Origin of the sequence: Sinorhizobium mexicanum, from assembly GCF_013488225.1 — a bacterium.
Classification (GTDB): Bacteria; Pseudomonadota; Alphaproteobacteria; order Rhizobiales; family Rhizobiaceae; genus Sinorhizobium; species Sinorhizobium mexicanum.
Window position 1 is genome coordinate 3,894,182 of record NZ_CP041238.1, and the last position, 26,003, is coordinate 3,920,184.

Annotated in this window: 29 protein-coding genes; 18 read left to right on the plus strand and 11 right to left on the minus strand. The window is 61.4% G+C overall.

Annotated features, from left to right (window positions below):
- Positions 1-295: 295 nt before the first annotated feature.
- The 6 genes from FKV68_RS18320 to FKV68_RS18345 form a co-directional block, all read right to left on the minus strand.
- Positions 296-796 carry a TadE/TadG family type IV pilus assembly protein gene (locus FKV68_RS18320; protein ID WP_180939202.1) on the minus strand — a complete coding sequence of 167 codons (501 nt, stop codon included), beginning with the start codon at positions 794-796 and terminating at the stop codon, positions 296-298.
- Complete coding sequence (locus FKV68_RS18325; protein ID WP_425347641.1) at positions 793-2,397, minus strand: pilus assembly protein TadG-related protein; 1,605 nt, start codon at positions 2,395-2,397, stop codon at positions 793-795. Before FKV68_RS18325 ends, FKV68_RS18320 begins: the two co-directional genes overlap by 4 nt.
- A gap of 90 nt (positions 2,398-2,487) precedes the next feature.
- Positions 2,488-2,844: a pilus assembly protein gene (locus FKV68_RS18330; protein ID WP_180941561.1), complete on the minus strand. Its 357-nt coding sequence runs from the start codon at positions 2,842-2,844 to the stop codon at positions 2,488-2,490.
- Positions 2,810-4,300, minus strand: coding sequence for a type II and III secretion system protein family protein (locus FKV68_RS18335; RefSeq protein WP_180939204.1), 1,491 nt, complete (start codon positions 4,298-4,300; stop codon positions 2,810-2,812). Before FKV68_RS18335 ends, FKV68_RS18330 begins: the two co-directional genes overlap by 35 nt.
- A gap of 94 nt (positions 4,301-4,394) precedes the next feature.
- The gene (cpaB, locus tag FKV68_RS18340; RefSeq protein WP_180939205.1) at positions 4,395-5,396 is read right to left on the minus strand and encodes a Flp pilus assembly protein CpaB; all 1,002 of its coding nucleotides are present in this window, start codon (positions 5,394-5,396) and stop codon (positions 4,395-4,397) included.
- Positions 5,397-5,485: 89 nt separating this feature from the next.
- A complete protein-coding gene (locus FKV68_RS18345; RefSeq protein WP_180939206.1) occupies positions 5,486-5,692 on the minus strand; it encodes a hypothetical protein in 207 nt (68 codons plus the stop codon).
- Positions 5,693-6,012: 320 nt separating this feature from the next.
- Here FKV68_RS18345 and FKV68_RS18350 point away from each other — a divergent pair, with 320 nt between their 5' ends.
- From FKV68_RS18350 to FKV68_RS18365, 4 genes are all read left to right on the plus strand, one after another.
- Positions 6,013-6,534, plus strand: coding sequence for a prepilin peptidase (locus FKV68_RS18350; RefSeq protein ID WP_180939207.1), 522 nt, complete (start codon positions 6,013-6,015; stop codon positions 6,532-6,534).
- 294 nt (positions 6,535-6,828) lie between these two features.
- Positions 6,829-7,644, plus strand: a complete 816-nt coding sequence (locus FKV68_RS18355; RefSeq protein ID WP_180939208.1) for a sterol desaturase family protein — start codon at positions 6,829-6,831, stop codon at positions 7,642-7,644.
- The gene (locus FKV68_RS18360) at positions 7,641-8,315 is read left to right on the plus strand and encodes a methyltransferase family protein (protein WP_180939209.1); all 675 of its coding nucleotides are present in this window, start codon (positions 7,641-7,643) and stop codon (positions 8,313-8,315) included. Before FKV68_RS18355 ends, FKV68_RS18360 begins: the two co-directional genes overlap by 4 nt.
- A 362-nt stretch (positions 8,316-8,677) precedes the next feature.
- A complete protein-coding gene (locus FKV68_RS18365) occupies positions 8,678-11,239 on the plus strand; it encodes a GcvT family protein (RefSeq protein ID WP_180939210.1) in 2,562 nt (853 codons plus the stop codon).
- A 160-nt stretch (positions 11,240-11,399) separates the two neighbouring features.
- On the opposite strand, the gene FKV68_RS18370 is transcribed toward FKV68_RS18365, so the two are convergent.
- The 3 genes from FKV68_RS18370 to FKV68_RS18380 form a co-directional block, all read right to left on the minus strand.
- A complete protein-coding gene (locus tag FKV68_RS18370; RefSeq protein WP_180939211.1) occupies positions 11,400-11,558 on the minus strand; it encodes a hypothetical protein in 159 nt (52 codons plus the stop codon).
- A 112-nt stretch (positions 11,559-11,670) separates the two neighbouring features.
- The gene (locus FKV68_RS18375) at positions 11,671-12,501 is read right to left on the minus strand and encodes a helix-turn-helix domain-containing protein (protein WP_180939212.1); all 831 of its coding nucleotides are present in this window, start codon (positions 12,499-12,501) and stop codon (positions 11,671-11,673) included.
- A gap of 54 nt (positions 12,502-12,555) precedes the next feature.
- Positions 12,556-12,807 carry a DUF1127 domain-containing protein gene (locus FKV68_RS18380; protein ID WP_180939213.1) on the minus strand — a complete coding sequence of 84 codons (252 nt, stop codon included), beginning with the start codon at positions 12,805-12,807 and terminating at the stop codon, positions 12,556-12,558.
- Between the two features lie 222 nt (positions 12,808-13,029).
- Between FKV68_RS18380 and FKV68_RS18385 the strand changes: the two genes are divergently transcribed.
- The gene (locus FKV68_RS18385; protein WP_180939214.1) at positions 13,030-13,284 is read left to right on the plus strand and encodes a hypothetical protein; all 255 of its coding nucleotides are present in this window, start codon (positions 13,030-13,032) and stop codon (positions 13,282-13,284) included.
- Between the two features lie 186 nt (positions 13,285-13,470).
- Here FKV68_RS18385 and FKV68_RS18390 read toward each other — a convergent pair whose 3' ends face one another.
- Positions 13,471-13,716, minus strand: coding sequence for a hypothetical protein (locus tag FKV68_RS18390; RefSeq protein ID WP_180939215.1), 246 nt, complete (start codon positions 13,714-13,716; stop codon positions 13,471-13,473).
- A 147-nt stretch (positions 13,717-13,863) separates the two neighbouring features.
- Here FKV68_RS18390 and FKV68_RS18395 point away from each other — a divergent pair, with 147 nt between their 5' ends.
- Positions 13,864-14,664 (plus strand): alpha/beta hydrolase, encoded by an 801-nt coding sequence (locus FKV68_RS18395; RefSeq protein ID WP_180941562.1) that lies wholly within the window; start codon positions 13,864-13,866, stop codon positions 14,662-14,664.
- Between the two features lie 84 nt (positions 14,665-14,748).
- Here the strand turns inward: FKV68_RS18395 and FKV68_RS18400 are convergent, their stop codons facing one another.
- Positions 14,749-15,249, minus strand: a complete 501-nt coding sequence (locus FKV68_RS18400) for a cupin domain-containing protein (protein ID WP_180939216.1) — start codon at positions 15,247-15,249, stop codon at positions 14,749-14,751.
- A 343-nt stretch (positions 15,250-15,592) separates the two neighbouring features.
- On the opposite strand from FKV68_RS18400, the gene phnF reads away from it, so the two are divergent.
- The 12 genes from phnF to phnE (FKV68_RS18460) all read left to right on the plus strand — a co-directional run bounded on the left by phnF (position 15,593) and on the right by phnE (FKV68_RS18460) (position 25,983).
- The gene (gene phnF / locus FKV68_RS18405) at positions 15,593-16,363 is read left to right on the plus strand and encodes a phosphonate metabolism transcriptional regulator PhnF (RefSeq protein WP_180939217.1); all 771 of its coding nucleotides are present in this window, start codon (positions 15,593-15,595) and stop codon (positions 16,361-16,363) included.
- A gap of 40 nt (positions 16,364-16,403) precedes the next feature.
- The gene (locus tag FKV68_RS18410) at positions 16,404-16,862 is read left to right on the plus strand and encodes a phosphonate C-P lyase system protein PhnG (protein WP_180939218.1); all 459 of its coding nucleotides are present in this window, start codon (positions 16,404-16,406) and stop codon (positions 16,860-16,862) included.
- 2 nt (positions 16,863-16,864) lie between these two features.
- Entirely contained in the window at positions 16,865-17,410 is a 546-nt protein-coding gene (gene phnH, locus FKV68_RS18415) for a phosphonate C-P lyase system protein PhnH (protein ID WP_245181919.1), read from the plus strand.
- Positions 17,410-18,501: a carbon-phosphorus lyase complex subunit PhnI gene (locus FKV68_RS18420; RefSeq protein ID WP_180939219.1), complete on the plus strand. Its 1,092-nt coding sequence runs from the start codon at positions 17,410-17,412 to the stop codon at positions 18,499-18,501. The genes phnH and FKV68_RS18420 overlap by 1 nt, the downstream gene beginning before the upstream one ends.
- The gene (locus FKV68_RS18425) at positions 18,498-19,409 is read left to right on the plus strand and encodes an alpha-D-ribose 1-methylphosphonate 5-phosphate C-P-lyase PhnJ (RefSeq protein WP_180939220.1); all 912 of its coding nucleotides are present in this window, start codon (positions 18,498-18,500) and stop codon (positions 19,407-19,409) included. The genes FKV68_RS18420 and FKV68_RS18425 overlap by 4 nt, the downstream gene beginning before the upstream one ends.
- Complete coding sequence (locus tag FKV68_RS18430; RefSeq protein WP_209647377.1) at positions 19,409-20,236, plus strand: ATP-binding cassette domain-containing protein; 828 nt, start codon at positions 19,409-19,411, stop codon at positions 20,234-20,236. The genes FKV68_RS18425 and FKV68_RS18430 overlap by 1 nt, the downstream gene beginning before the upstream one ends.
- A gap of 13 nt (positions 20,237-20,249) precedes the next feature.
- A complete protein-coding gene (locus FKV68_RS18435) occupies positions 20,250-20,990 on the plus strand; it encodes a phosphonate C-P lyase system protein PhnL (RefSeq protein WP_180939221.1) in 741 nt (246 codons plus the stop codon).
- Positions 20,977-22,149 carry an alpha-D-ribose 1-methylphosphonate 5-triphosphate diphosphatase gene (locus FKV68_RS18440; protein ID WP_180939222.1) on the plus strand — a complete coding sequence of 391 codons (1,173 nt, stop codon included), beginning with the start codon at positions 20,977-20,979 and terminating at the stop codon, positions 22,147-22,149. The genes FKV68_RS18435 and FKV68_RS18440 overlap by 14 nt, the downstream gene beginning before the upstream one ends.
- Positions 22,150-22,372: 223 nt before the next feature.
- Positions 22,373-23,194, plus strand: coding sequence for a phosphonate ABC transporter ATP-binding protein (gene phnC / locus FKV68_RS18445; RefSeq protein ID WP_180939223.1), 822 nt, complete (start codon positions 22,373-22,375; stop codon positions 23,192-23,194).
- 56 nt (positions 23,195-23,250) lie between these two features.
- The gene (gene phnD / locus FKV68_RS18450) at positions 23,251-24,162 is read left to right on the plus strand and encodes a phosphonate ABC transporter substrate-binding protein (protein WP_180939224.1); all 912 of its coding nucleotides are present in this window, start codon (positions 23,251-23,253) and stop codon (positions 24,160-24,162) included.
- A gap of 58 nt (positions 24,163-24,220) precedes the next feature.
- Entirely contained in the window at positions 24,221-25,135 is a 915-nt protein-coding gene (gene phnE, locus FKV68_RS18455; protein ID WP_180939225.1) for a phosphonate ABC transporter, permease protein PhnE, read from the plus strand.
- Entirely contained in the window at positions 25,132-25,983 is an 852-nt protein-coding gene (gene phnE / locus FKV68_RS18460; protein WP_245181921.1) for a phosphonate ABC transporter, permease protein PhnE, read from the plus strand. Before phnE (FKV68_RS18455) ends, phnE (FKV68_RS18460) begins: the two co-directional genes overlap by 4 nt.
- Positions 25,984-26,003 lie beyond the last annotated feature (20 nt).

The window sequence follows — 26,003 nt, forward strand, 5'->3', positions numbered from 1 at the left end:
CTGGGCGTCGTTGCACAAGCCGCACCGCCCTCATCCCTGTGCTTGTTACAAGGATCCAGCCACGGTGCGTCTGCACCGTGAAGGTCCTCCGGCTCGACAGTGAAACGAACACCGCCGCGTCGCCGGTACTGATTCTTCTGCGCCGCCGACGCGGCGCTACTGGATTGCTGTGACAAGCACACGAACGAGGGAAGCGCGAGCACGCAGACATCACCTTGCGCAGCGCGCCTGGCCAGCGGAGCACCCTGCCCCATCTGGTCGGTCAGAATCCATTTCTGTTGGCCTGTCCGATTGGTCACCATCCGATATACCTCTCTTCGTGCGAGGCGTTGATGGTGATGGCGTCGATGCCGAGCCAGCCGAACAGGGGCGAGGCTTCGTATTGATGCGTCGTGGAAATGGTGAAGTTACCGTCCGCATCGACGGCGACATTGCCCTTGGCGTTAACGGCCACGACAATATCGGCAAGATTCGGCCCCCAGCCGGGAACGCGCAACTTCGCATTCGCTGCCGGGCTTTGCGTCCCATAAAACGCGATCAGCTTCGCTGTGCTTGCACTGCAGTTCGAAACGAAGGTTTCTGTCTGCCGGCAACGCGACATATAGCGGGCGGCATCACGCAGGCCGGCGTCGATCTGCATCCGCTCCCAAAAGATATTGCCGAATTCCAGGATGCCCGCGGCAAAGAGCGTGACGAACGGCACCGCCACCAGCGCCTCGGCAAGCACCGCGCCCTCCTCCCTCGCGAGGAAGCTCGGACAGAACCGAAGGCGGATGAAGTTTCGGAGCGCCGTCATCTGACCAGCTCCGCTTCTTCCCGGAGGAATTCGTCGAGTGTGCCGCGTCCGCCCTTTCCGGTAATGTCGATCATTTCCAGTGACAGATAGCGTTCGCCGCCGTCCTTGATCGCTGGCTTGGTCAGGAACATGCGGGCAAAGGCGACGGCCTGCGTCTCCTTGTGGCCGTTCAGATGGCCGACGGCGTTTTCGTAACCACAGTTGACGATGGCGGCGAAAATCTCGCGGCGATCGCCATAGTCACCACTCGTATAGTTTGAAAGGTCCGGCCCCGTATAGCATTGACCGCCTGTCAAGGGCGCGCCCTTTTCGCCATTTGCCGAGGCGTGGTTGATGAGAGTGGAATTGTTGAGCTCGTAACGATAGACGTCATAGGCTGATGGCTGCGATGGCGAGCCGGTGGGAGACGGGTAGCTGGAATAGTTGCTCAGGATCGCCCCGACCGAGGGAGCGGCCGTTCCTTGGGCCACGTTCCAATAGGTCCCGTACTGCCAATCGTTGCCGCTGCTGATCTTGCCGCCGGCAAGCGAGGTCATCGACGCTCCGTAGCCGAGCGGCACAGCCTGGGTGATGACGCCGACGGTGCTCCCGGCCATGACTGGGTTGTACTCGCCGCAGATCTTGTTGGCACCGCCCGTTTGCGTCTGCGCGGAGCGCACGTTGCGAGCCGGCCTGTAGCGGCCGTCGTCATGCGCGCTCCCGAATGACCCCGAATAGTAGCCGAAGCGCGTATTCAGCCCCGCCTCGACCGGTCCGGCCATTGCGCCGGTCTTCGTTTCCAGCGCGTGCTGCTTGTAGCAGACGCCCGGCGAACCCGTGGCCAGGGCTTCGGCCAGCACGTTCGCGCCATTGCCGTAGGTCCCGAGAAACCCGAAATTTCCGGGTCCTGGCGCGGACGAGGACGTGCTGTGGAGTTCGATCTGTCGCCCATAAAGATTACCGGTCGCGAAATTCGTGTGCAGCGCCTCGATCGCCTGTTCGTTTGCGGCAGCGCTGGTGTTGCCGGGCGGCTCGAACGGATTGCAGATATAGATCGGCGTCACGTCGCAAGCGCTCGCCCGATAGACCGCGACCGCTTCGGCCGAAACATTGATCGTGTCGCGGTTGAATCCCACCGGAAGCGGGAAGATTGTGGTCATCGCCTGATCCTTGGCGACGACTCGGGCATAGGACGCCTCGCTCGCTGTCGTCGCCACCATGGCTCCGGTGATCGGATCGTCGTCGCTCGCGGGAATTTCCTTTAGGTAGGTAACGGTGACCGTGCTTGCGGCATCATCACCCGCATCGTAGGCGACAGTTATGTAGGAGCCGAGCGACATGCCCGCGCCGCCACCGCCGAAGGCTGCGCTGTTGGCGAGCGTCTCGATCGCCGCATTGGCCCGGTCGATCGCATCGTCGCGGCCGTCGAGTTCGCGGGCACCGGCGAGCGCCATGGCGTCGACGGCGTTCTGGAGGTCGGTGTGGAGATTGCCGGTGCGGCCGACATCGATGACGAGCAGGGAAAAGCCGAGGAGCAGCGGCATGGCAATCAGCGTCAGAGCAATGACGTAGCCACGACGGTCGTCCCAGAAGCTTTTGATAGCCTTACGCAACATTGGCATGCCCCTCGGATCGCGGCGGTTCGGCCGCCGTGCTGTTCTGTTACATTCCCCTCCGGCGCCCCCGCCGTTCACTCTCTCTTGCGGCCATCGTCAGTATCCCCCGCCGTTGCCGCCGTTGTTGCCGCCGCCCGTTCCAGGCGGCATCGTGGCCGCCGGCAGGATCACTGCCGTGGGCGCCGGTGCGGCGCCGTTCTGCCCTGCGCCCTGATAGGTGCGGATCACCCGGTTGATCACCTTGCCGTCGCTCGGAATGCGCGTGTTATACGCCACCCTTGGGAAGGGATCCTGCGTATGGATGCCCTTGTTGGCCTCCACCGCGTTTCCAAGCCCGAAGGTGATCGAATCCCTGTGGTTCAGGTAGTCAGCGCAGCCGGAAACGAGGCTCGCGGCGGCAATGACCAGCACTGCGCGTTTATTTCTTCGCAACGGCAAGTTGGCCTCCCACATCGAGATCAAGACGATGGCCGTAGGGCCCCTTGACGCCTTCGCCATCGCGGAAGCGGCGCAGCATGTCCTTGTCGACTTCCAGGATGCCGAGGGCAAAAAGCTCCCAGTCGTTCGACGAACGCGTCTGGTCGAGCGGGCTGTAAAGGTCCTCGCCGGGTGCGGACGGCCGCACGATGTGCGGGGTGACGATGATGACGAGATCGGACTCCCGCTTCAGGAAGCTCGTTGAGCGAAACAGCGCGCCGATGACGGGAACCTGCGACACCCACGGTAATTGTTGAACGTCCTTGGCATTGACCGCCTGCAGCAACCCGGCCATCGCGAAACTCTGGCCGTCGCGCAGCGCGACCGTCGTCTTCGCCGCGCGCGAGATGAAGCCGGGATTGCCGTTGACGTTGATCGAGGTATCGAGCTCCGACACTTCCGGCTCGATCTTGAGACTGATGAGCCCGCTGTCGAGCACCACCGGCGTGAAGGTGAGCCTGACGCCGAAGGGCCGATAATCGGTTTCGGTCGCGACCGTCGCGCCGTTGGCCACCGTGGTCTGGATCGGCACCTCGCCGCCGGCGTGGAAGCTCGCGGTCTCTCCGCTCATGGCGATCAGGTTCGGCTGTGCCAGCCGGCGCACCAGTCCCTTCTGCTCCAGCGCATTGATGACGACGTCGATCCGACCGCCGGCAATCTCCAGCACCTTGGCAATCAGTTGCCCGAAGGGCTGCATGCCGGTCGCCGCTCCTGCGGCGTCTTCGAGCGTGCGGACGAGTTGACCGTCTTCGTCGACCGTAATGCCCTGGCTCGTCGTGGCCTTGCCGATGCCGTTCTTGCCCTGCCCGGACCAGCCGATACCGAGGTCGCGGCCGGTCTGGCGCGAGGCCTCGATCACCCGCACTTCCAGCATGACCTGCTGGGAATCGGCGACGCGCAACTGGTTCAAGACCGGTTGATCGGAATAGGACTGGGCGATCTCCAGCACGCGCTGCAGTTCGACAGCATCGCGCACGGTGCCGGTGAGACGAATGCGGTCATTGGAATTGAACACCCGGACCTGCGACGACGGTGCGGCCGAGCGAATGGCCGCCGCCGCTTCGGTGAAATCGCTGGCGACGCGGATGTCGATGACGCCGAGAAGGTTCTTGTCGTCGTCGTAGACCGAGATATTGGTGGCGCCGATCTGCTTGCCGCGGATGAAGAGCGACCGGTCGGAGAGCGGCACGACGTCGATGAGATTGGCGCTGCCGATGACCAGGTCGCCGAATGGTTTGGCGGTCCTGATCGTCATTGTGTCGTTCGGCGGCAGCGTCACCTGCTGCACGGATCCGCCGAGGTTGATGAACTTTTCCTGGGCGTCCGCCTGCCCGGCCGATCCGGGTCCCAGAAGGCCAAAGGCCGAAATTGCCGCGACCAATGCCGCGAGGGACCTGGCTCGCGCCGCCCCCTTCATGCTTCCCCTCAACATTCCTGCCTCAGCCCCTCTCCTCGCAGTCCGGCCCGCCTCCCCTCAGATCAATTCACTTCCGGGAATTGCTCTAACGGCAGGCCGCATTTTGATGTCACTGGATCAGGCCCACCCGATGCTCCTCACGTTTGGTCGTGTTCCAGACACCCACGGTCGCCCACTTCGGTTCCACCGGCAAGACCGGCTCAACCTTGCGCTCGACGATTTGCACCTGTTTCTCGCGAACAGGCTGCTTCATCTTGCCTTCGACAGAGTCGATCCGGCTTCCCAACTCGTCGCCAACCTTGCGCACGAGCTTCTCGATAGTCTCGAATCGCCCATCATCAGTATTGTTGGCGAGTTCGGTCGAAATCAAGCCGCCACCGAGATCCGCGATAGTGATCGGTCGCGTCTGTTCGACATTCGAGGAAGCGATATTGCGCAGCGCAAGCGACAAGGTGCCGATCGTGGAGCCGAGCGTCAGGCGCTGCGCCTCGTCGGTCGTCACCTCGAAAGTGACCGTCTTGACGACGGAAGGCTCGTCCTTGCGCTCGTCCGCCGTCTGGTCCACCGCCAGCACCTTCACCCCCTGTAGCAGAACGTCGACATAGGTCCGCTCGCTATTATTTTGCTGATTACCGACAACACGAGTCAGGAGCACGTCGACGCGATCGGAAGGCCGCACGAAGCCGGCAACGCCGAGCACATCGTTGACGCGGATGGAGATCGCCTTCATACCCTGGTCGAGCGCCGCCGAAAGGGTCGCCCGTTCACCGGCGCCGGTAATCTTCGACGCGAGCACAGGCTCGCCCGGATCGATCGCCTCCATCGCATAACGCGGCGCGTCATCATTGCCGACAACTGTCTCGATAGTCTGGAACGAACCATCGGGTCGCTGCTCAGAGGGCCAGGGAATGGTCTTGAGGTTTTCTGGTCGCACGCGGTCCCCGAAGCGCATGGACTTGGCTGCGACTACGAGCGTTCTCTGTTCGGATTTCGGCGCGTTGGCCACCGCAAGCCGCGCCTGCTGGTCGGTCAGATAGGTTCTGGTCGCAAAAACCGCGGCAAAGGCAAGTAAAACAGCAACAGCGAGACTAACGATCGTTGAGGAACGCATCGCCGATACTCCATACGTAATCGAAATACTTTTCGACAATTGCTAAAATAAAGGAGAGGAGTTAACAAAAACCCCTCTCCTGCGTCATTTTACGGAGTAGCCGGTGTGGCCGCATCATCCAACCTTAGGAAAAAGGTCCCCCAGCCGTTCCATGCCGTGGCAAGGTTGCCGCCAGCGGTGGTAACGGCAAGGATCACGCCGCCCACAAGAAGGCCAAGGAGAACCAGATATTCCGACAGCGCCACGCCATCTTCTTCCCGCGCGAAAGCGCGTACTTCAGACAAAAGTGCTTTCATCGAGAATTACCTCCAAAATATTTGGCGTACCGCATTTTCCCCCGGCTCGCCCGTCATCGAGACCGCCTCTCCGACTATCATGATTAATAATCTCTTAATTATTATATCGTCAACTACTGAAATGTAACCGGTTTCGACATCTCTATTTTATGGTTAAAATCGAAACTGGCAACCAGTTGGAATATTTCGCAACACCTCTGCCGCAATGCGACACACCGAAATATTTCTTGATGTTTTTCTAACCCGAAAGACTTAGAAAAACTGCGAGGCAATCGCTTTTATTGGTGACATCGGCCAAAAACGAAGGAGAAAAGCGAAATATGATACAAACAGTCAACATTTTTACTGTTCTATCAGTATTACTTTTCCTCTATGCCGCCTGGAGCGACTTCCGCAGCTGGAAAATCCCGAATGCCGCCGTTCTCGCCCTTGTCGGCCTCTATGCCGTCAACGCCGCAGTGGCGCTGCTGACGACCGACGATATCGGCGCAGCGCTCTTTTCCTGGGCCGGGATCGGCGGCGATGTCGGCGCCGGCCTCCTGCTCTTTGCGCTGGGGTTCGCTCTCTGGCTTTTCCGCCTCTTCGGCGCGGGCGACGCCAAGCTCTTCCTGCCGATCGGCCTATTCGTCGGCTGGCATGGCATGCTTCCCTTCGCGATCTTCCTGTTGATCGGTGGCATTTTCACGATGCTGGCGCTGAAATTGCCGATGCCACTGCAACTGGCACACTATGCCGTAGTCATGCGTCTTCAGGAAATCCGCGCCACCCGCAAGATCCCCTACGGCGTAATCATGGTCGCCGCCGCGCTCGCGGTGATGGCCTTGCGCCCGGCGGTAGCGTAGGCATGGGACTTTCGCAGGCATGAACAGGGCCAGATACCCCAGGACGGCAAGGAGAGCCAGGACGAAGATTGATTTCCGCTTCGATCAAGTTCAAACGCCCTGGCGGGTCTCCTACCACTTTTGAGTAGTACCCCTAATCCTTGACTGCAACTTTCGATGTGAGACCCTACAACTGCCCATTGTAGTTTGTTGGGGCTTATGGATTCTGTAGCGCCCTCCGGATATGACCGAAGCTGTGATCGGCGTGGCGCATCGAGGCGGCCATTGGCGTAATCTGGTATCTCGTGAGGCGCCATGCTTGAACTGTTAGACCTCAAGGCGACCCTGATCATCGCCATGATCTTCATTCCGCTCGAGCGGCTTCTTCCGCTCCATGCTGACCAGAAAGTGCTGCGAAAGCACTGGCTGAATGACGTGATCTATCTCGTCTTCAACGGCATCCTGATCAAGCTCGGTTTCCTCGCCGTGGTTGGCCTGCTGATGATCGCCATCCGTTTCGCGGTCCCGGAAGGCCTGACCGGTATTGTGCAAGCTCAGCCGGTGTGGCTGCAGGCGGTCGAGGTCGTCCTTGTCGCCGATACCGGTTTTTACCTGGCACACCGCGTCTTCCATGCCGTGCCCTTCCTCTGGAAGTTCCACGCTATCCATCACAGCATCGAGGAAATGGATTGGCTGGCCGCCCATCGTGTTCATCCGGTTGACCAGATCGTGACCATGACGGCCTCTCTGCTCCCGGTTTATGCCCTTGGTTTCTCCGGGGCGGCGGTCGCGGTCCATGCTTTGGTTTATCAGGGGCAGTCGCTTCTGATCCATTCCAACACGCGGATCAGGTTCGGTCCTCTCAAATGGGTGCTAGCCTCATCACAATTCCATCACTGGCACCACGCCAACGAACGGCAGGCTTACGACAAAAATTTCGCCGGGCAGTTGCCCTTCATCGATGCCCTGGCAGGCACCCTATACATGCCTGAGCGGATGCCGAGGGTATACGGCACCGACGAACCGGTGCCGCCGCTCTACCACCAGCAACTCGCCTATCCGCTCAAGCAGTTTGCCGGCCGAGTACCGGCGGGTGGGCTATCAGAAGAACCGGGAGACGCGCGCCCATGATCGGCAGGCTCGAAGATATTCTTGGTAAGGTTTTCCTCATCCTTGTTTTCTTTTTCCTCGCACTGCGGCAGGTCGCCTCAATCGTCTCGATCATTCGGCTTCGCGGTAGCGTGGAATTCTGGCCGCTCGTCTTTTCTTCGCGATCGCTGGGCTTGCTGTTCTTGTGCTTGGTTATCGGCCTAACGGTGATCCGTCTGCCGCCACGGCAGAGCGCGGAGGGGATAGAGCCCCGACTGAGCGCGCTCGCGGGGACGTTTGGGCTGACGGTCCTCGTGGTGCTGCCACGCGGAACGATCGGACCGGGGGCATTGATCGCGTCGACCGTCCTGATCCTCATCGGTACGGCACTGTCGATCTACTGTCTCTTCTGGCTGGGGCGCTCGTTCTCGGCGATGGCGACGGCTCGCAAACTCGTTACCACCGGGCCTTATGCGATCGTTCGCCATCCTCTATATGCTGCGGAGGCAATTGGCGCCGTCGGGTTCCTGATCGCGAACTGGTCGCTGGCTGCGTTGCTGGTCGGTGTCGTCCACTTCGCATTTCAGTTCAGGCGGATGTTCAACGAGGAGCGCGTCTTGCAACGCACCTTCCCTGAATACGCCAGCTACGCCAGCAGCGTTCCCATGTTCATTCCAAGGCCGTCGACTCCCGTGGCGAGGGTAGGAAGATGAGAAGTCACTGATCTGGCGTTGGTCGGGAAACTTGTTATGCCCAGAACCGCGGCCCTTGCGGCCTTCCTGCTATCCCCCCGCAAGGGAAGGATCGGCCGGAGGCAACAGCCGCCGACGCAGACGTCGCGTTTGGTGGCGCATTCGAGCGCTTCCGGATTCTCATCACGAATCGGAATTCTTTTCGCTTCTCTTCGGCGTTTTTCCCGCGATATCAGTAACATGCGCGCGCTGATATTCATGCTGCGCCGGTTCGCAGTCAGCCTTGCCCTAGTCGTGCAGCACGATGATTATGTCGTAGACAGGCTCAAATGGCGTCGCAGCACGCTCTAATATCCGGCCAAACACCAACTAGGGTCGCACTCATGGCAGAGTTTCCGCAAAAGGCGAAGGTCGTAATCATTGGGCTCGGGGGCATCGTTGGCGCGTCGATCGCGCATCACCTGATCGAGCGTGGATGGGACGATATCGTCGGCATCGACAAATCCGGCATTCCGACCGACATCGGCTCGACGGCGCATGCCTCCGACTTCTGCTACACGACCAGCCACGACTTCCTGTCCTGCTGGACGACGCTCTACTCCATCGATTTCTACGAGAAGATGGGTCATTACGCCCGCGTCGGCGGCCTTGAAGTTGCCCGTGTCGGCGACGACGGCCGCATGGATGAGATCAAGCGCAAGGTCGCCTCCGGCAAGGCCTTCGGCACACGCGCGCGCCTCATCGAGCCGCCGGAGATCAAGGAGAAGTTTCCGCTGATCGAGGAAAGCATGGTGCAGGGCGGGCTCTGGGATCCGGACGCCGGCCTCGTCATCCCGCGCTCGCAAACCGTTGCCGGCAAGCTCGTCGACCAGGCTGTCACCGCCGGCAAGCTCCAGGCTTTTGCCAACACGCCGGCCCAATCCCTCATCGTCAAGGACGGCCGCATCAAGGGCGTGGTCACGCACCGCGGCACGATCGAGGCCGATTACGTCATCGTCTGCGCCGGGCTCTGGGGCCGGCTGATCGCGGAAATGGTGGGTGAGGAACTGCCGGTCATGCCGGTCGACCACCCGCTCACCTTCTTCGGCCCCTACAACGAATTCGAAGGAACCGGCAAGGAGATCGGCTGGCCGCTTTTGCGCGACCAGGGCAACTCCGCCTATATGCGCGACACCGGCGATCCCAAGACCGCCGAGGGCGGTCAGATCGAATGGGGCTATTACGAAGAGACGAATCCGCGGCTCTGCCATCCGCGCGAGCTTCTCGAAAAGCATGAAGCCCGTCTTTCGCCCTCGCAGCGCGACCTGGAAATGGAACAGATCCTGGAGCCCCTGGAGCGGGCGATGGAACTGACCCCGATCCTTGGCGAGCTCGGCTACAATGAAAGCCACTCCTTCAACGGCCTGCTGCAGGTGACGACGGATGGCGGACCCTCCGTCGGCGAAAGCCAGAAGGTCAGGGGCCTGTGGTACTGCGTCGCCATCTGGGTCAAGGACGGTCCCGGCTTCGGCAAGCTCGTCGCCGACTGGATGACCGACGGACGCACCTCGATCGACCACAACAAGATCGATTACTCGCGTTTCTACCCGCACATGCTCCAGGAGAAGTTCATTGAAGGCCGGTGCGGCGAGGCCGCGCGAAAAATCTACAATCCGGCCGTCCATCCGCGCGAACCCTATGACACGGGCCGTGGCGTGCGCCGCTCGCCCTTCTGGGAGCGCGAGAAGGAGCTCGGCGGCTACTTCATGGAGCTCGGCGGCTGGGAGCGCGCCCACGGCTACGCCGCCAACGAGCACCTGCTCGAGAAATACGGCGACCGCGTCCCCGTGCGTGAAAACGAGTGGGACAACCGCCATTTCTGGCGCGTATCGAATGCCGAGCATCTCGCCATGAGCGAGGACTGCGGCATCGTCAACCTCTCGCACTTCTACATGTTCGACGTCGAGGGCCCGGATCATGTCGAGCTGATGGAATGGCTCTGCGCGGCCAAGATCGGCGGCGACGCCAATATCGGCAAGGGCATCTACACCCACTTCCTCGATGACGAGGGGATGGTGCGCGCCGACTTGACCGTCATTCGCATGGCAGACCGCTGCCGCGTGATCGACGGTGCCGACGCCGGCCCGCGCGACTTCCACTACGCGCGCCGTGTTGCCGAGGAGAAGGGCTTCAACGTGACGGTCACCGACGTCACCGAGAAATACGTGACGATCGGCCTTTGGGGGCCGAACGCACGCACGACCCTGCAGAAGGTCGTCGAGAACCCCGAAGGCCTGACGCCAGAGAACTTCCCCTTCGCCGCGATCAAGCCGATTCGGATCGCCGGCAAGGACGTGACCGCATTCCGCATCTCCTATGTCGGCGAGCAGGGCTGGGAACTGCACATGGCCTATGGCGATGCGCTCGCCGTCTGGGACGCACTCCGGGCAACCGGCGTGATGGCATTCGGCGTCGAGACCTATGCCAACAGCCGCCGCATGGAGAAAAGCCTGCGGCTGCAGAACGCCGATCTCCTCACCGAATACAACCTGCTCGAAGCCGATCTTGCCCGTCCGAAGGTCAAGGAGGCCGACTTCCGCGGCAAGGCCAAGCATCTCGAACATCGCGCCCGCCCGCATCAGCCGGCGATGCTTTGCACGCTGGTCATGACGGACAATGTCGATTCCAAGGGCGTCGCCCGCTATCCGGTCGGCATCCTGCCGGTCATGGATCCAGAGACCGGCGAAACGCTCGTCGACGAACTCGGCCGCCGCTCGTTCACAAGCTCGATCGCCTACGGTCCGACGATCGGCAAGAACATCGCGCTGGCCTATCTTCCCTGGTCCCATTGCCAGGTGGGCCGCAAGCTCAAGGTAGAATATTTCGGCGAGACCTACCCCGTCGAAGTCGCGGGCGTCGGCTACAAGCCGCTCTACGACCCGGAGAACCTCAAGCCCCGGACCTAGTGCCGGCGCTTTGCAGCGTCCGGAGAAACTCGACACAATGACGACACGCGAGCCTGCTCAAGACCGAGCAGGCTCGCTTTTTTTTGCGGCAGCAATCCAAAGGGCCACAGCGTCCTTGCACGTTTGATAAGACGTGCGGCGCTGTAGGCAATTTCGGTGATTACCTCTCGGTCTTGGCTGAGGCCTTCGCCGCTTCGGCCTCGCCAATTGCCGTGGCGCATTCCTCGCAGCAGACTTCCACGGTCTTGCCGCCCAGCTTGACCTTGATGCTCTGTTGATCAAGCTCGCAATCGCAGGCTGCACAGGTTTTCGGGGTCATGGTGTTCGCTCTCCTCTTTCGTCGTTGCTTCGACGCCCGCAAGAAGACCATGCCTGATTCCATCGCGCTGTCAGATTTTTTAGCGACCTGATGCCCTTGAACGCGACGCGCTTCACCGCAGGCGAAGCGTGCGTTGAAATTCGGCCGGCGTGCGACCATAGGCCTGTTTGAAGGCGGAGCTGAAATGGCTGTGGCTGGAAAAACCGAGCTCGAGACCGAGCGCAGTCAGATCATGATACGAACCGAGCAGGTCCAGGGCCCGCGCCAATCGTAGACGCAACTGGTAGCGGTAAAGTGGCATGGCCTCGACCTGCTGGAAGAGCTGCGTCAGATAGACCGGCGAGACGCCGACCTCTTTCGCCACCTCGCCCAGCGTCCAGCGCCGGCCAAGATCGGCCGAGAGCACCAGCTTCGCCCGATCGACCAATTTTCTACCGCCATAGGTGCCGGCCGCTCCATGCGAAGTCGGCTCGCCAAGAGAGCGCCTGATAAGCGTCAGCGTAAGGGTCTCGGCTTCCAGCGTCTCGGCAATGCCGCGGCCAAGGCTATGGCGCAACAGTGCGACCAGCGCCTGAGCGCGCGCATCGATCCTTCGGCGCTGACGCCTGAACGAAACATTTGCACCGGAACGCAGCTGCTGCTGCGGCGCAAGTTCGGCAAGGACTTCTTCGCTGACTTTCACATCGAGGCACGCGTCGCCGCCCGCGACCGGGTGGCTGATACGGTAGTCTTCGCCGCGATTGAAGAAAATCACCTGGTTGGATTCAGCTACGGTGTCGTTCCTGCCAACATGCCGCATGAAAACGCCGCGATAGGGATAGACCAGGCTCGTCGAATGCGCGCATTCCTCCGCACTCTTGCCGCGGCATGATCCGTCGCAGACCACGTCTCGAAGCGTGACGGTCGACGTCGCGAAAATTGTCTGACACGAAAACTGGGCCATGGCGGTCCTGGCAGAGCGGGATAAGGAAAACTGTGCGCGGTTTTCCGCCCGCATCTAGTCGCGTTTGTAGAAATCGTTATAGGCGGCCCCGCGGGAGAGGCCAATATCCTTCAACTGATAGTCGGAAAGCTGAAGCAGGTCCAAACGTCCGCGCCGCGTATCCATCCATCGGGCGAGCCGAGCGAGCAACCGAAAGGCTAGGCCCCGCCCTTCGAGCGCAGCAAAGGCGGGAACCTTCGGTTGCGGCGGAATCAGTTTTGTAACGACGTGGGCTTGGTTCACATAAGCCAAAGTGCTGTTCGACATCGAATGATCTCCTCTCGTCGTCTTTCGTGAGAAGAATCTGACGCAAGGTCGCGCCCAGCGCTGTCAGATTATTTAGTGATCGGCACCGACCGGCGATGCGTCAACCAAAAGACATTCCGAACCGGCGCGTTAGGTGGACGACCGCTACTTCCTGCGTGCTCAAAGCCGGGCAACAGGCGCATAATCAAGTACAGTTCCCATGCGACCGGACGGAGGAGAGCAATGAACATCGACCTTGGACCGAGAAAAGTGGACGCCGAATATGCGATCGAGTACCTCCAGGAAAATCCGGAAGCCGGGCTTTGCTGCGAGGACCAGCGCTGCTGGATTACGCCGAATGCAAACGAAACCGATGAGGAAGTCCTGCTTCTCGACGCGGTCGAGGCAGAGCGGCTCAAGGACGATCCACGCCTTCGACTCGTGTCTGGAATCGCCCATGCGGGCCGGTCGCTCTGGACCGTTCGGAGAATGACATAACTAGAGCGCCGTGCGTTCAAACGAACGCACAAAGGACGCCCTAGCACTTTGATTCTAGAGCATCTTATCCGCCTTCAGTAATGCCCCTTGAAAGCGTGATGCTCCAGCCCGCCATTCGGTGAAGATTAGCGGCGACGGTTGGAGCTTAAGTTGGTCTGAGGCTTTGCGGGCTCCGCCCAGGGGCAATCACGGGTCGCGGTCGCCCTGTAAATCGGAGCGCTGGTACATGGTCAGCGCCCACTCCGTCGACATATCGTCCCGATAAAAAATGTAAACGTTGCCGTCACTGCCCCTGACCTTGAAGTATCGGTAGTCGGCACCATGCCACTGATCGATGTTTTCGCTCACTTCGATCGGCCGGCCGTTGAGGCAGAATCGGCGAAGCTTTTCGGCGCCGCCTTCCTCGACATAGGTCTCGACATGAACTTGCATGGCGCTCTCACCGTTGCCACTGCGCCGACTTGTCCACCAAACGAAAAGCGCAGGCCCGCGCCTCATGCCGGCCTTCCCACCACACACAGTAGACAGCTTGCCGCCGCCATATATGTTTGATGGAGCCGCGGGGTGGATATTGTTGTCGTGACTGCCACAAAACTCCTGCTGATGTTATCGCTGATGGCGGCTTTCGCCTACATGTCGCTGGTCGGCGTGACATATGTGTCCCAGCGCACCATCCTCTACCCCGGCGCAAGCCGGGCACCGGCTCCAGAGCCCGCGAGTTGGGGGGAGAGCGTTTCCATCAGGACGCCCGACGGAGAAACGCTTTACGGGCTCTACAGCCGGGGTAAACCCGGCAAGGCGTCGGTGCTGTTCTTTCTCGGCAATGCTGATCGTATCGGCAACTACGACTTCCTCGCCGAGGCGCTGGCCGCGCGGGGCATCGGCCTTCTCGCAATCTCCTATCGCGGCTATCCCGGATCAACCGGCACGCCAAGCGAGGCCGGGCTGCTCATCGACGGCCTTGCTGCGTTCGACTGGCTCTCGGGACACTCTGGAAGCGAGATCGTCGTGCTCGGTCAGTCGCTCGGAAGCGGCGTCGCGGTGAATACGGCCCGGAAGAGACCTGCTTCCGCCGCCGTTCTCGTTTCGGCCTACCTGTCGGTGCTGTCTGTCGCTCAGGCGCGTTATCCATTTTTTCCGGTTAGTCTCCTTCTCAAGGATCCCTTCCGTTCGGATTTAAGAATAGCAGAGGTGAAGCAATCGAAGCTGTTTATCCACGGCCGGCGTGACACCATCATCCCGCTGTCTTCCGGCGAGGCCCTCTATGCCATTGCTTCCGAGCCCAAGCAGATGCTGATCTACGACAGCTCCGGGCATAACGACCTCTGGGACGCCCGCATGGTCAGCGACATCGTCCGCTTCGTGGAGGCGCTGGAATGACATGACGCCCTCGCGTGGCATGCGGCTCAGGCCACGGTCCAGCGGTTCGGAAACCCAGCATCCTTCAGGTCCGATCTGAAGCCATCAACCCGGATGCTTGTGGATCGGATCGACCCAATAGACTTCCTCCGGCTTTTCCACCGGATCGACATCGGTGATGTTGACCACCACGGCTTCGTTGTCGGACCGCACCAGCACACATTCGAGCACGTTGTCGGGATCCGCATTGATTTCCTGGTGCGGTACATAGGGCGGCACGTAGATGAAGTCGCCGGGACCGGCCTCCGCGACATATTCGAGCCTGTCGCCCCACCGCATGCGCGCCTTGCCGCGAACGACGAAGATCACGCTTTCGAGGTGACCGTGGTGATGCACGCCGGTCTTGGCATTTGGTTCGATCGCCACGGTGCCCGCCCAGATCTTCTGCGCGCCGACACGAGCGTGGTTGATGGCCGCCTGCCGGTACATGCCCGGCGTCTGGGGCGTGTTGTCATCAAGTTGGTCACCCTTGATGACGCGAACGCCGTCGTGCTTCCACCGGTCCTCTCCATCGTGGTGGCCGTGGTGATGATCGTGATCCGACATTGTGTATCTCCGTCTCTTGGCATTGGCCGTGCCGTCATCCGAGTTATGAACAACCCCGCATTGGCGAGAGGCTGCCGATCGGGCAGCCTCGGCGGGATCAGACTTTTAGGGCCTGGTCCCCGACCGCAATCCGCTGCGGAAACCCGGTCGCCGGCGATCTGACGCGCTTCAGCAATTCCTCGTCTTCGACCTCAGGCATAGTGAAGCCGCGTCGCAGATCGCCAGCTTATCGCGAATGGAATCGACGCTGCAATGCGTGAGGGGATCCGCGTGGGTTGACATACAACTGTCGTCCGACATGGCTATAGACGAAGTCATCCGAATGAATCCGGAATTCATCCGCATGACTGATACGACTCTCACACAGGCAGCACGGCTCAAGCGCGGTCAGTGGCAACTGATCGAGGAGCAGGTCAGTCGGGACATCGCATCCGGCGTCCTTGCTCCCATGGCCAAGTTGCCAACCGAAACGGAGATCATGCAACGGTTCGGGGTTGGCCGCCACACGGTCCGCCGCGCCATCGCCGAACTCGCAGCTGCCGGCAAGCTGCGGGTGGAACAAGGCCGCGGCACCTTCGTCGAGGAGCAGTCGGTCATCCGCTACAACATCGCCCGGCGTACCAGGTTCAGCAAGAACCTGAGGGACCAAGGGCGCACCCCCTCCGGCCAGCCCGTCGAAGAGATGGAGGTCGGCGCGCCGCCGGTCGTCGCCGCCGCGCTGCAGGTACCTGATGGATCGCCGGTCTACATGATCGTGCGCCGGGGCTTCGCCGACGATGTTCCGATCAGCCTCAGCCATGCATACCATCCGGTCTCCCGCTTTCCGAACATGCACATCCGCCGGAGAACGGGCGCCTCCGTGACGGAAATCTATGCCGACTTCGGAATTCCCGACTACCTGCGCCACAGTACGATGATTTTTACCCGCATGCCGACGACCGAGGAGGCACGCCTTCTCGCTCAATCACAGGAGCAACCTGTGCTCGTCGTTCAAAAGGTGGACGTCGACATGGAGGGCCGGCCGATCGCCTATTCCGACGTCGTCTGGGCCGGCGAAAGAATGCAGTTCGTCATCGACAACGAAAACCCGCCTGGTGAGAGCCCGGCCAGATAATCCCCTAAGAAAGATAATCCCCTGAGAAAAGGACTGGGCAATGACCCAAGACACGACCAACCCTCCGGCCATCGGACGCTTTTGCCATGGCGAAGTGCTCGACATTCTCGCCGCCAGCCGGCCAGCGGGCATCAAAGCCTGCGCGGAAGTGGTTCTTGACGACCTGGGAGACGTCTCGGTTCTGACCAACCGCACGGGACTGGCGATGCTTCCTTTCGTCGATACCGTGCGCAACACCAACTTTCATCTCGGCGAAGTGCTGGTGGCGGAAGCGCATATCCGTATCCCCGAGCATGACATCGAAGGCTATGGCGCGGTCGTCGGCCGCGACCTCGAACATGCGATGGCGATGGCGGTGATCGATGCCGCGATCGCCGCGGGGCACGAGACCAGCCGCATCCTCCAGTTCCTTGAGAGCGAACAGAAGCATCAGAATGAGCGCGAGACGGTACGACTTAAAAAAGTCGAGGCCACACGCGTCGAGATGGAGACTTTCTGACCATGACGATTTCCGTTTTGCCGACGGCCGACGACCGCCGCACGAATGCAAGCTTCGAAGAACTGATGTGGGCGATCAGCCGACCAGGCCTCGTGCGGGGCATGCCCTTTGCAGGCTTCGAAGCACTCGCGGAAAGTCTCATCGACCGCGAGTGCACGTTTCATGCCAGCCTCGATCCCGCGCTTGACGAGCGGATCGCGCGGACCGGCGCCCGCCGCGCGGCAGTAGAAAAAGCCGACTATGTTTTCGCGCCGCTCGGCGGAGAAACCGAGGTCGCAGCGCTTTCCCAAATGCGTATTGGCACCCTCTCCTATCCGGACGAATCATCGACCCTGTTTGCTCCGGCGATCATCGGCACCGGCCAAGCTCTCCGCCTGATCGGCCCGGGCATCAAAGGCGAGATCTTTCTGAGGATCGGCGGCGTCCATCCATCCTTCTGGGCGATGCGTGCAAAGGCGATCCGATATCCGCTCGGCTGGGAACTCTATCTCGTCGATGGCGACCGGCTGGTCGGCATTCCCCGTACAACGAAAATCGAGGTGCTCTGATGGCCTATGTAGCAACCCGTGGCGGCGAACGTGCCATCGAACAGGCGGAGCGGCTCTTCCGTGACGATCTTGGAGTGATCGATCGCGCGCGTGTCGATGCCCTGCGTAACGGGCTCCCCTATCTCATCGACAGGGTGATGGGCGAGGCATCCCTCTACGAACCCGATCTTGCCGCTCTCGCGCTGGCCCAGGCTGGCGGCGATCTCTACGAAGCGGTCCTGCTGCTGCGAGCCTATCGAACGACACAGCCCCGCCTTGCCGTTGCCGAACCGGTCACCCAGCCTGACCTCTTCACCATGCGTCGTATCTCTGCGGCCTTCAAGGATATCCCCGGCGGCCAGATCCTTGGGCCGACACTCGACTACTCCCACCGGCTGCTGCAAGTCGGTGTTTTGAGCGGTCGGGACTATAGGCCAGATGCTGTCGAGCCCGCCGCCGTGCCGGCCCCGGCGACACAGCCCTCCCTTGCCGCCTGGCAGAAAGCACAGGCGCTCATCCCGGATCATCCCGTCGAGGCGGTCGCACCCGACGACATTCCGGATGTCACCCGCGAACCGCTCCTGTTTCCCGCTAGTCGAGCCCACAAGCTCCAGAGTCTCGCCCGCGCCGATACCGGGGGAGCGCTGGCGCTCGGCTATGCGACCATGCGCGGTTACGGTTCGGTTCATCCGACGGTCAACGAACTGCGGCTTGCCGAGGCTCCAGTGCGCCTGCGCCACCCGCGCGGCACCATTTTCAGCGCTGGACGCGTGCGCGTCAGCCAAACGGAGGTGATCTCGAAGGCCACGACCGGGCTGGAGCTCGGCTTTTCTGCCACTTTCGGTTGGAACGAAGTCAAGGTTATTGCAGCCGCAACGCTTGATCTCGCCTCCAACCAGCCGAACCCGCACCCGGCCTCGAACGAAGAATTCGTGCTCTACCACACGGAGCCGGTCGAGAGCTCCGGATTCTGCATCCACTTCAAACTTCCCCACTACGTCACGTTCCAGTCGAGCCTCGATGCGCTTCGCCGTGTCAAGGCAGACCGCAAGGCGACCACGACCGCTCCCAAAATGGAACGTCAACCGAAGAAAGAGGAGGCTGTCCTTTGACGCTCCAGGAACTGACGCGGCCATGGACCGCCTTCAACTATGGCTTTCTCGATGAGTCCGCCAAGCGCGAGATACGCCGCCGCATGCTCAAGGCCATAGCCATCCCGGGCTACCAGGTGCCCTATGCCAGCCGAGAGGTGCCTATTGCCCGCGGCTGGGGGACCGGGGGTCTGCAGGTGACCTTGACCCTGCTCAAGCCGGACACCGTCGTGAAGGTCATCGATCAGGGCTCCGACGACTCGGTCAATGCGAGCAGCATCCGCAAGTTCGTGAGCCGCGTCGGCGGTGCGGCGGAAACCTCGGATACGAGCGAAGCCACGATCATCCAATCCCGGCACCGCATTCCCGAAGAGAAGCTTCGGGAGGACCAGGTTCTGGTGTTGCAGGTTCCGAACCCGGAGCCCTTGCGTCCGGTCGAACCGGACATGTCGGTCGCCCGCGAGATGCATGGCGACGCCGACTATGGCCAGCTCTGGCTGATCCTCTACGAGCAACTCGTCAAGTCCGGGCGCATCATGCAGGGATCGAGCTATCCAAGCATGGTCAACGGGCGACACGTCATGACGCCCTCACCCATCCCGCGCTGGGACGTGCCGAAGCTCAATCAGGCTGAACACCTGACGATCCTTTCGGCGGGTCGCGAAAAGCGCATTTTCGCCGTCCCGCCCTACACCAGCGTCGAGCCACTGGTGTTCGACGACGTGCCTTATCGCGTCGAAGATCACCAGGACAAGACCTGCTACCGCAGCAACGTTTCCGGCTTCTTCATGAACGAACTGCCGCAGGAAGACGGGTCGTCCCGCTACGAACTCTCCGACAGTCATTTCGGCATCAAGCATATCCAGCGCGCAGAAGGCGGCTCGGTCGAAATCGCCGAGACCTATTACAACAACGGAAGGATGGAATGATGGCCGCCGCCCAGTTTCAAGCGCCTGCCGAGATCATGCGCCAGGCTCCCCGCCTGATGCTGGCGGAGCCTATTTTGACGATGCGGCGCATCAGTCGCAGCTATGGCACGGTACAGGCGCTTCGCGGCGTCGATGCCGTCGTCTACCCGGGCGAAGTCCTCGGCATCGTCGGCGAGTCCGGTTCGGGCAAATCGACGCTTCTGCGGATGATGAACCTTGAAGATACGCCGGACACGGGGACGTACCATCTCGCGCTTCCGGGCCATGAGGGGCGTAACCTCTTCACGCTCGACCGGTTCGAACGGCGCATGCTGCGCGCCCACCATATCGGCATCGTTTATCAGAACCCGCATCTTGGCCTGCTGATGAACCATACCAGCAGCGGCAACGTCGCCGAGCGCCTGCTGATTTCGGGCAAGCGCAATTTCGCGGAACTGCGGGAACGGGCTCGCGAATCGCTGGATGCCTCGGAGTTTCCGATCGAGCGCATGGACGCCCGTCCACGGGAGCTTTCCGGCGGCATGCAGCAACGCGTTCAGCTCGCCAAGGCAATCGCCCTCGAGCCTGCGGTCCTGCTTCTCGACGAGCCGACGACAGGCCTCGACGTCAGCGTCCAGGCACTGGTTCTCGACACGCTGAAGCGGCTGCAGCGCGATCGCAACATCACGATGGTGCTGGTTTCCCACGACCTCGGCGTCATACGGACGATGGCCGACCGCGTTATGGTCATGCGCCGCGGCGAAGTGGTCGAGCAGGGTCTGGCGGACCAGATCTTCCAGGATCCGCAGCACGCCTACACCCAGCAGCTTGTTCACGCCAAACTCTAAGGAAGGTGCGCAGATGAACATCCACACATCCGCCCGTCCCTCCCCCGTTCTGCGCGTCGAGGGTCTCTCGAAACAGTTCGAGATGCACCACCTCAACCGCACGCTCCATGCCTTCGAGAACATCGGCTTCGAACTCGGCGAGGGCGAATTCATCCTGCTCAAGGGAGAGAACGGCGCCGGGAAATCCACGCTTCTACGAACCCTCTATCGCACCTACCTTCCGCGTGCCGGCCACGCCTACTACTACGGCAGGGAGGGCATGATCGATCTCGCCGCAGCCGCTGACGTGGATATCGCGGTCCTGCGCCGCCAGGAAATCGGTTTCGTGACGCAGTTCCTGAACGCCCGTCCGCGCGTCGCAGCCGAGGAACTGGTCTCCGAACCGCTGCGGCTTGCTGGCATGCCGCGTAGCGAAGCGCTCGCGCAGGCCCGGCACTGGCTCCAGTCGTTCGGCGTGAAGCCGCAGCTCTGGCCGGCTTACCCGTCGACCTTCTCCGGCGGAGAACAGCAGAAGGTGAACCTGGCGAGGGCGTTGATCCTGCCGCAGCGGTTGCTGCTGCTCGATGAGCCAACGGCCTCGCTCGACGGGGCGGCGCGGCGCGCCCTCGTAGAACGCCTCGCCGAACTGAAGGCATCAGGCGTCGCAATGATCGGCGTCTTCCATCATCCCGAAGACGTGGCCGGTCTCATCGACCGGGAAATCCAGCTGGAAACAACGAGAGTATTGGACGAGGCAGACCATGTGGCTCAGTGACTTCGATATCGTTTTGCACGACCGCGTCATCGAACGCGGTGCCTTGAGGATCGACGACGGCGTCATCGCCGAGATCCGCGAAACGGTTGTTCCCGATGCAGATATCGTTGGCGACGGCCGGCTGCTTCTTCCCGGCTTCATCGACATGCACGGCGATATGATCGAACGCGAAGTAGAACCCCGCGCCAATGTGCGCATGCCGCTCGAACTCGGCATCTACGACCTCGACAAGAAGCTCGCCGCCAACGGGATCACGACCGCCTATGCGGCGCTCTCCTTCAGCCCGGGCAGCACTTACGGGCATATTCGCTCGCATGATCACACCCGCGCCATGATCGAGGCGGTTACCGAGATGCGTCATGACCTGCTGGTCGATCATCGCATCCATGCCCGCTTCGAAGTCACCTTCCTCTCGGCCCTTGCCGTCGTCGAGGATCTCCTGAAGCTCGGCGCCCTCGACCTGATATCGCTCATGGACCATACGCCAGGACAGGGCCAGTATCGCGATATCGAGAAACACATCGCCCACACGGCGAAGACGAGGAAGATCAGCGAGGCGGACGCAAGCGAACTCATACGCCAGCGGATAGAGAAGCGGGTCGAACTCGGGGACAGCATGGATGTCGTCCACGGGCTGGCCACCCTGGCGCGCGAACGCGGCGTGGCGCTCGCCTCGCATGACGACGACAGTGCCGAGAAGGTGGTGCTGCTACACCGGCTCGGCGCGTCGATCAGCGAATTCCCGGTGACGATGGAGGCAGCCACCGAAGCACGGCGCCTGGGACTTGCGACGGCGATGGGCGCACCGAATGCCCTGCGCGGGATTTCCTACTCCGGCAACCTGTCGGCGCGCGAAGCTTTCGCCGCCGGCGTTCTCGATATTCTGGCAAGTGACTATCATCCTTCGGCAATCCTGCCTGCCGTGCTCGCCCTCGCCGAAATGGGTCCCGGCGGCCTGCCGGCGGCTGTGGCGCTTGCAAGCGCCAATCCCGCCAGGGCGCTCGGTCTTTCCGACCGCGGCCGGGTCGAGGTGGGCCTGCGCGCCGACCTCGTCATCGCCGAAAGGGCGAGGATGCCGCGCCTGCGCGCTACCATCCGCGGCGGCCGGCAGGTCTGGTCGGACGGCATCCTGGGTGACGTTAAAAAGGCGGCCGCCTAAGCGCAGCCACATCTGGCGCCCCGCAGCAATGGGTGGGGCGCCAGAGAAGAAAATGCTACAAATTCAAGAAAACATCTGAAAAAGCCGAACCAATTTACAGAAATAAGAAAAAATTTCCTGATTTCCTCGCAACTATAATTTTTCTGTCACGCAAGCAATTTATTGATGTTCTTCAGAAAGCACTGAGCGTCTTGGGGACTTGGTGCAACGGTTGGGTGAAAGAATGTTGGCGCTTTACTCACTGAAGAGAACCTTCGGCTCGGTCAATGCTGTCGATGATGTTACCGTTACTGTCGATGAAGGTCAGATGGTGGGCATCATCGGCCGGAGCGGTGCGGGGAAATCGACCCTGCTGCGGCTGATCAACCGGCTGGTCGAACCTTCCAACGGAAAGATCATGTTCGGCGGCGAGGACGTGACCCGGCTGAAGGGACGGGAGTTGCGCCTCTGGCGCGCATCCTGCGCGATGATCTTCCAGCAGTTCAATCTGGTCGAGCGAATGGACGTGCTGACCAATGTGCTCCTGGGCCGGGTAGCCCACCAGGGCCTGTTCTCGACCATCGCGCGGCGCTTCAGCGACGAGGAGACGGCAATGGCCGTTCAGGCGCTGCATCGCCTGGATCTTCTGCCGCAAGCCATGCAGAAGGCGGGAACTCTTTCTGGCGGACAGCAGCAGCGTGTCGCCATCGCCAAGGCACTTGTCCAACGTCCGCAGGTCATGCTCGCGGACGAGCCGATCGCATCGCTCGATCCGGCAAATGCCACGCGTGTCATGGAGGCGCTGCGCCGCATCAACAAGGAAGACGGGATTACCGTCCTCGTCAATCTGCACACGCTCGACACCGCGCGCACCTACTGCGACCGCATCATTGGCATGCGCGCCGGCCGCGTTGTCTTCGAGGGCACGCCCGACCAACTGACGCGGGAGCGCCTAAAATCCATTTACGATGTCGAGGGATCCGATCTCGAACTCGACGAATCCGTGACATCGACCGCGCTTCGTCCCCAGCGTGCCGATGAATATCGTCGGGTAAGCCTGGCCTGACAGCCCATACAGCTCCGGCAATGGTGCCGGGCTGCAATATTCCCCGGAGAATGAATATGAAGAACGTCCTCTTCACGGCGGCCGCATTGGTTTCGCTCGGCCTTGGCACGGCGGCCCATGCGCAGGATTGGAAACAGAGCTACAAGACGATCCGCTATGGCGTCACCTCGGCGGAAAACGAAAAGGATCGCCTCGCCCGCTACAAGGGCTTCGAGGCCTATCTCGAAAAGCAACTCGGCGTCGATGTCGAAATCTTCACGGCCGGCAGCTATGACGGCGTGATCCAGGCCTTGGCCGCAGACCAGGTCGAATTCGCCGCGCTCGGCTCCTCCGCCTATGCAGCGGCCTACACGGAAACCAATGGCGCAGTCGAACCGCTGCTCGCGCAGGTCGATAAAGAGGGCGCAAGCGGCTACTACTCGGTGGTCTCGGTCCGGTGCGATTCCGGCTACAAGAGCATCGACGACCTGAAGGGCAAGGTGCTTGCCTTTGCCGATCCGGACTCGACTTCCGGCTACGCCGTCCCCTATTTCAACTTGGTGAAACAGGGCTACGAGCCGAAGAGCTTTTTCTCGGCGGTTCCCTTCTCCGGTGCGCACGAAACCGGCGTCAGGGGCGTTTTCAACAAGCAGTATGATGCGGCTGCGACCTATATCAACACTGAAAAGAGCGGCATTCCGCAGCGTATGGAAGCCAAGGGCATGATCCCAGCCGGGCAGATCTGCCAGATCTGGAAATCGCCTGAGATCACCAACGGCCCCATCACGACCCGCAAGAACCTGCCGGCCGACCTCGTCGCAGCCGTCAAGACGGCGCTGAAGGACCTGCCGAAGAACGACCCTGAGGTCTACAAGGAAATCACCTCCGGCGACGAGACCGCCAACGGCTATATCGACGTCGATCACAAGCGCTACGAGTGGATCGTCGAAATGCGCGAATGGCTGCGCAAGCAGCGTCGCCAGGGCTAACCCTCAACGGAAACTGGCGGCGGCGGAAAGCCGACGCCGCCTTTGCCGGACACTAGCGATGAACAGCACATTTCCTGCGATCCGCGCTTTCGAAGCGGACTATGCGCGAGCACGCAGCCGGGCACGACGCGTGCAGACCTTCTACTCGGTCATCTTTGCCGCCGCCGTGCTCTACTCCGCCTATCTCGGCGGCTTCTTCGGCTTTACGGATGTGACGCTCGCGAGCGGCGAACGCGTATCGATGCTCAAGCTCTGGGCCGGCTTGCCCCGGCTTGGCGAATATCTCGAAAAGACCATCCCAACGCTCAGGCTCGAGACCCTTGGGGCGGACCTCGCCGAATGGTTCTGGCGCTGGCGGACCTGGTTGCAACTTCTCGGCGAAACGATCCTGATCGCCTATGGCGCGACCGTCCTGGGCGTAACTGGCGGGTTCCTGCTGAGTTTCTTCGCGGCCCGCAATCTCAGCCCCGGCAAGATCCTGTGCCAGATTACCCGCCGCTATCTCGAAATCATCCGCACCGTGCCGGAACTGGTCTGGGCGCTGATCTTCGTCTTCTGCTTCGGCGTCGGGCCGCTTGCAGGTGTGCTTGCGATCGGGCTTCACGCCACGGGTTCGCTCGGCAAGCTCTACTCCGAGGCGAATGAGAACATCGACATGCGCCCCTTGGAGGGCATCAAGGCCTCGGGCGGGAACTGGCTGCAGCAGATGCGCTACGGCGCTGTGCCGCAGGTCATCCCGAACGTGATCAGCTACACGCTGCTGCGCTTCGAGATCAATGTCCGCTCCTCCTCGATCATCGGCTACGTCGGAGCCGGTGGCCTGGGGCAGGAAATCCGCACAACCGTATCGCTGCAGGAATATCCGGACCTCTCGGCGTTGTTCGTCATCATCTTCGTGACCGTGATGATCATCGATTTCGCGAGCGAGAAGCTGCGCCACAAGATCATCGGAATTGCGGAGAGCTGGACATGATGCATGGCACCCTTCCCCATCGCGCGAAAGAACTGAACGAGGCTCGCTCGCTTCTCCCTGCGGCCTTTCACAGGTCACCCTCAAAACGGCTCCGGAACGGGGCCATCGGGGCCGCGCTGATCGCTCCGCTCGTCTACGGCGCAGTCGTCTTCGGCGTTACGCCGGCGCGGTTGGTGGAGGGACTTTCGCGACTTGGGGGCATCCTGAGTTTCATGTTCCCGCCGCATGTCTGGACCACATGGCAAGAATGGAGCGAGGTTCTTGCGGGCCTCGGCGAAACCGTGGTGATGGCCTTTCTCGGAACGCTACTCGGCGCCGTCGCCTCCCTGCCCCTCGCCTTTCTCGGCGCAAAGAACATCATGCCGCTCTCCTGGCTGCGGCTTCTCTCCCGCCGCGGCTTCGATGCGCTGCGTGCCGTCGAGCAGATCATCCTGGCGCTCATCTTCATTCGCGCCTTCGGTCTCGGACCGCTTGCGGGGATCCTCGCCATTGCCGTGTCGGAGATCGGCACGTTCGCAAAGCTCTTTGCCGAGGCGATCGAGAATACGTCGCGCCGGCCGGTCGACGGCGTGAAGGCGTCCGGCGGCAGCCAATTTCAGGCGATCCGCTATGGCATCCTTCCGCAGTCGCTGCCCGTGATCCTCTCGATCATCCTCTACAATTTCGAGTCCAATGCACGCTCGGGCACGATCCTCGGCATCGTTGGAGCAGGCGGCATCGGCTTTCTGCTGGCAGACCGCATGCACGCGTTCCGTTGGCCGGAAGCGTGGTCGATCATCTTCCTCATCATCGCCACCGTCTACATCATAGACGCCGTTTCGAACACGCTACGGCACCGTCTGATCTGACGGTGTTCGACCGCGTCTTC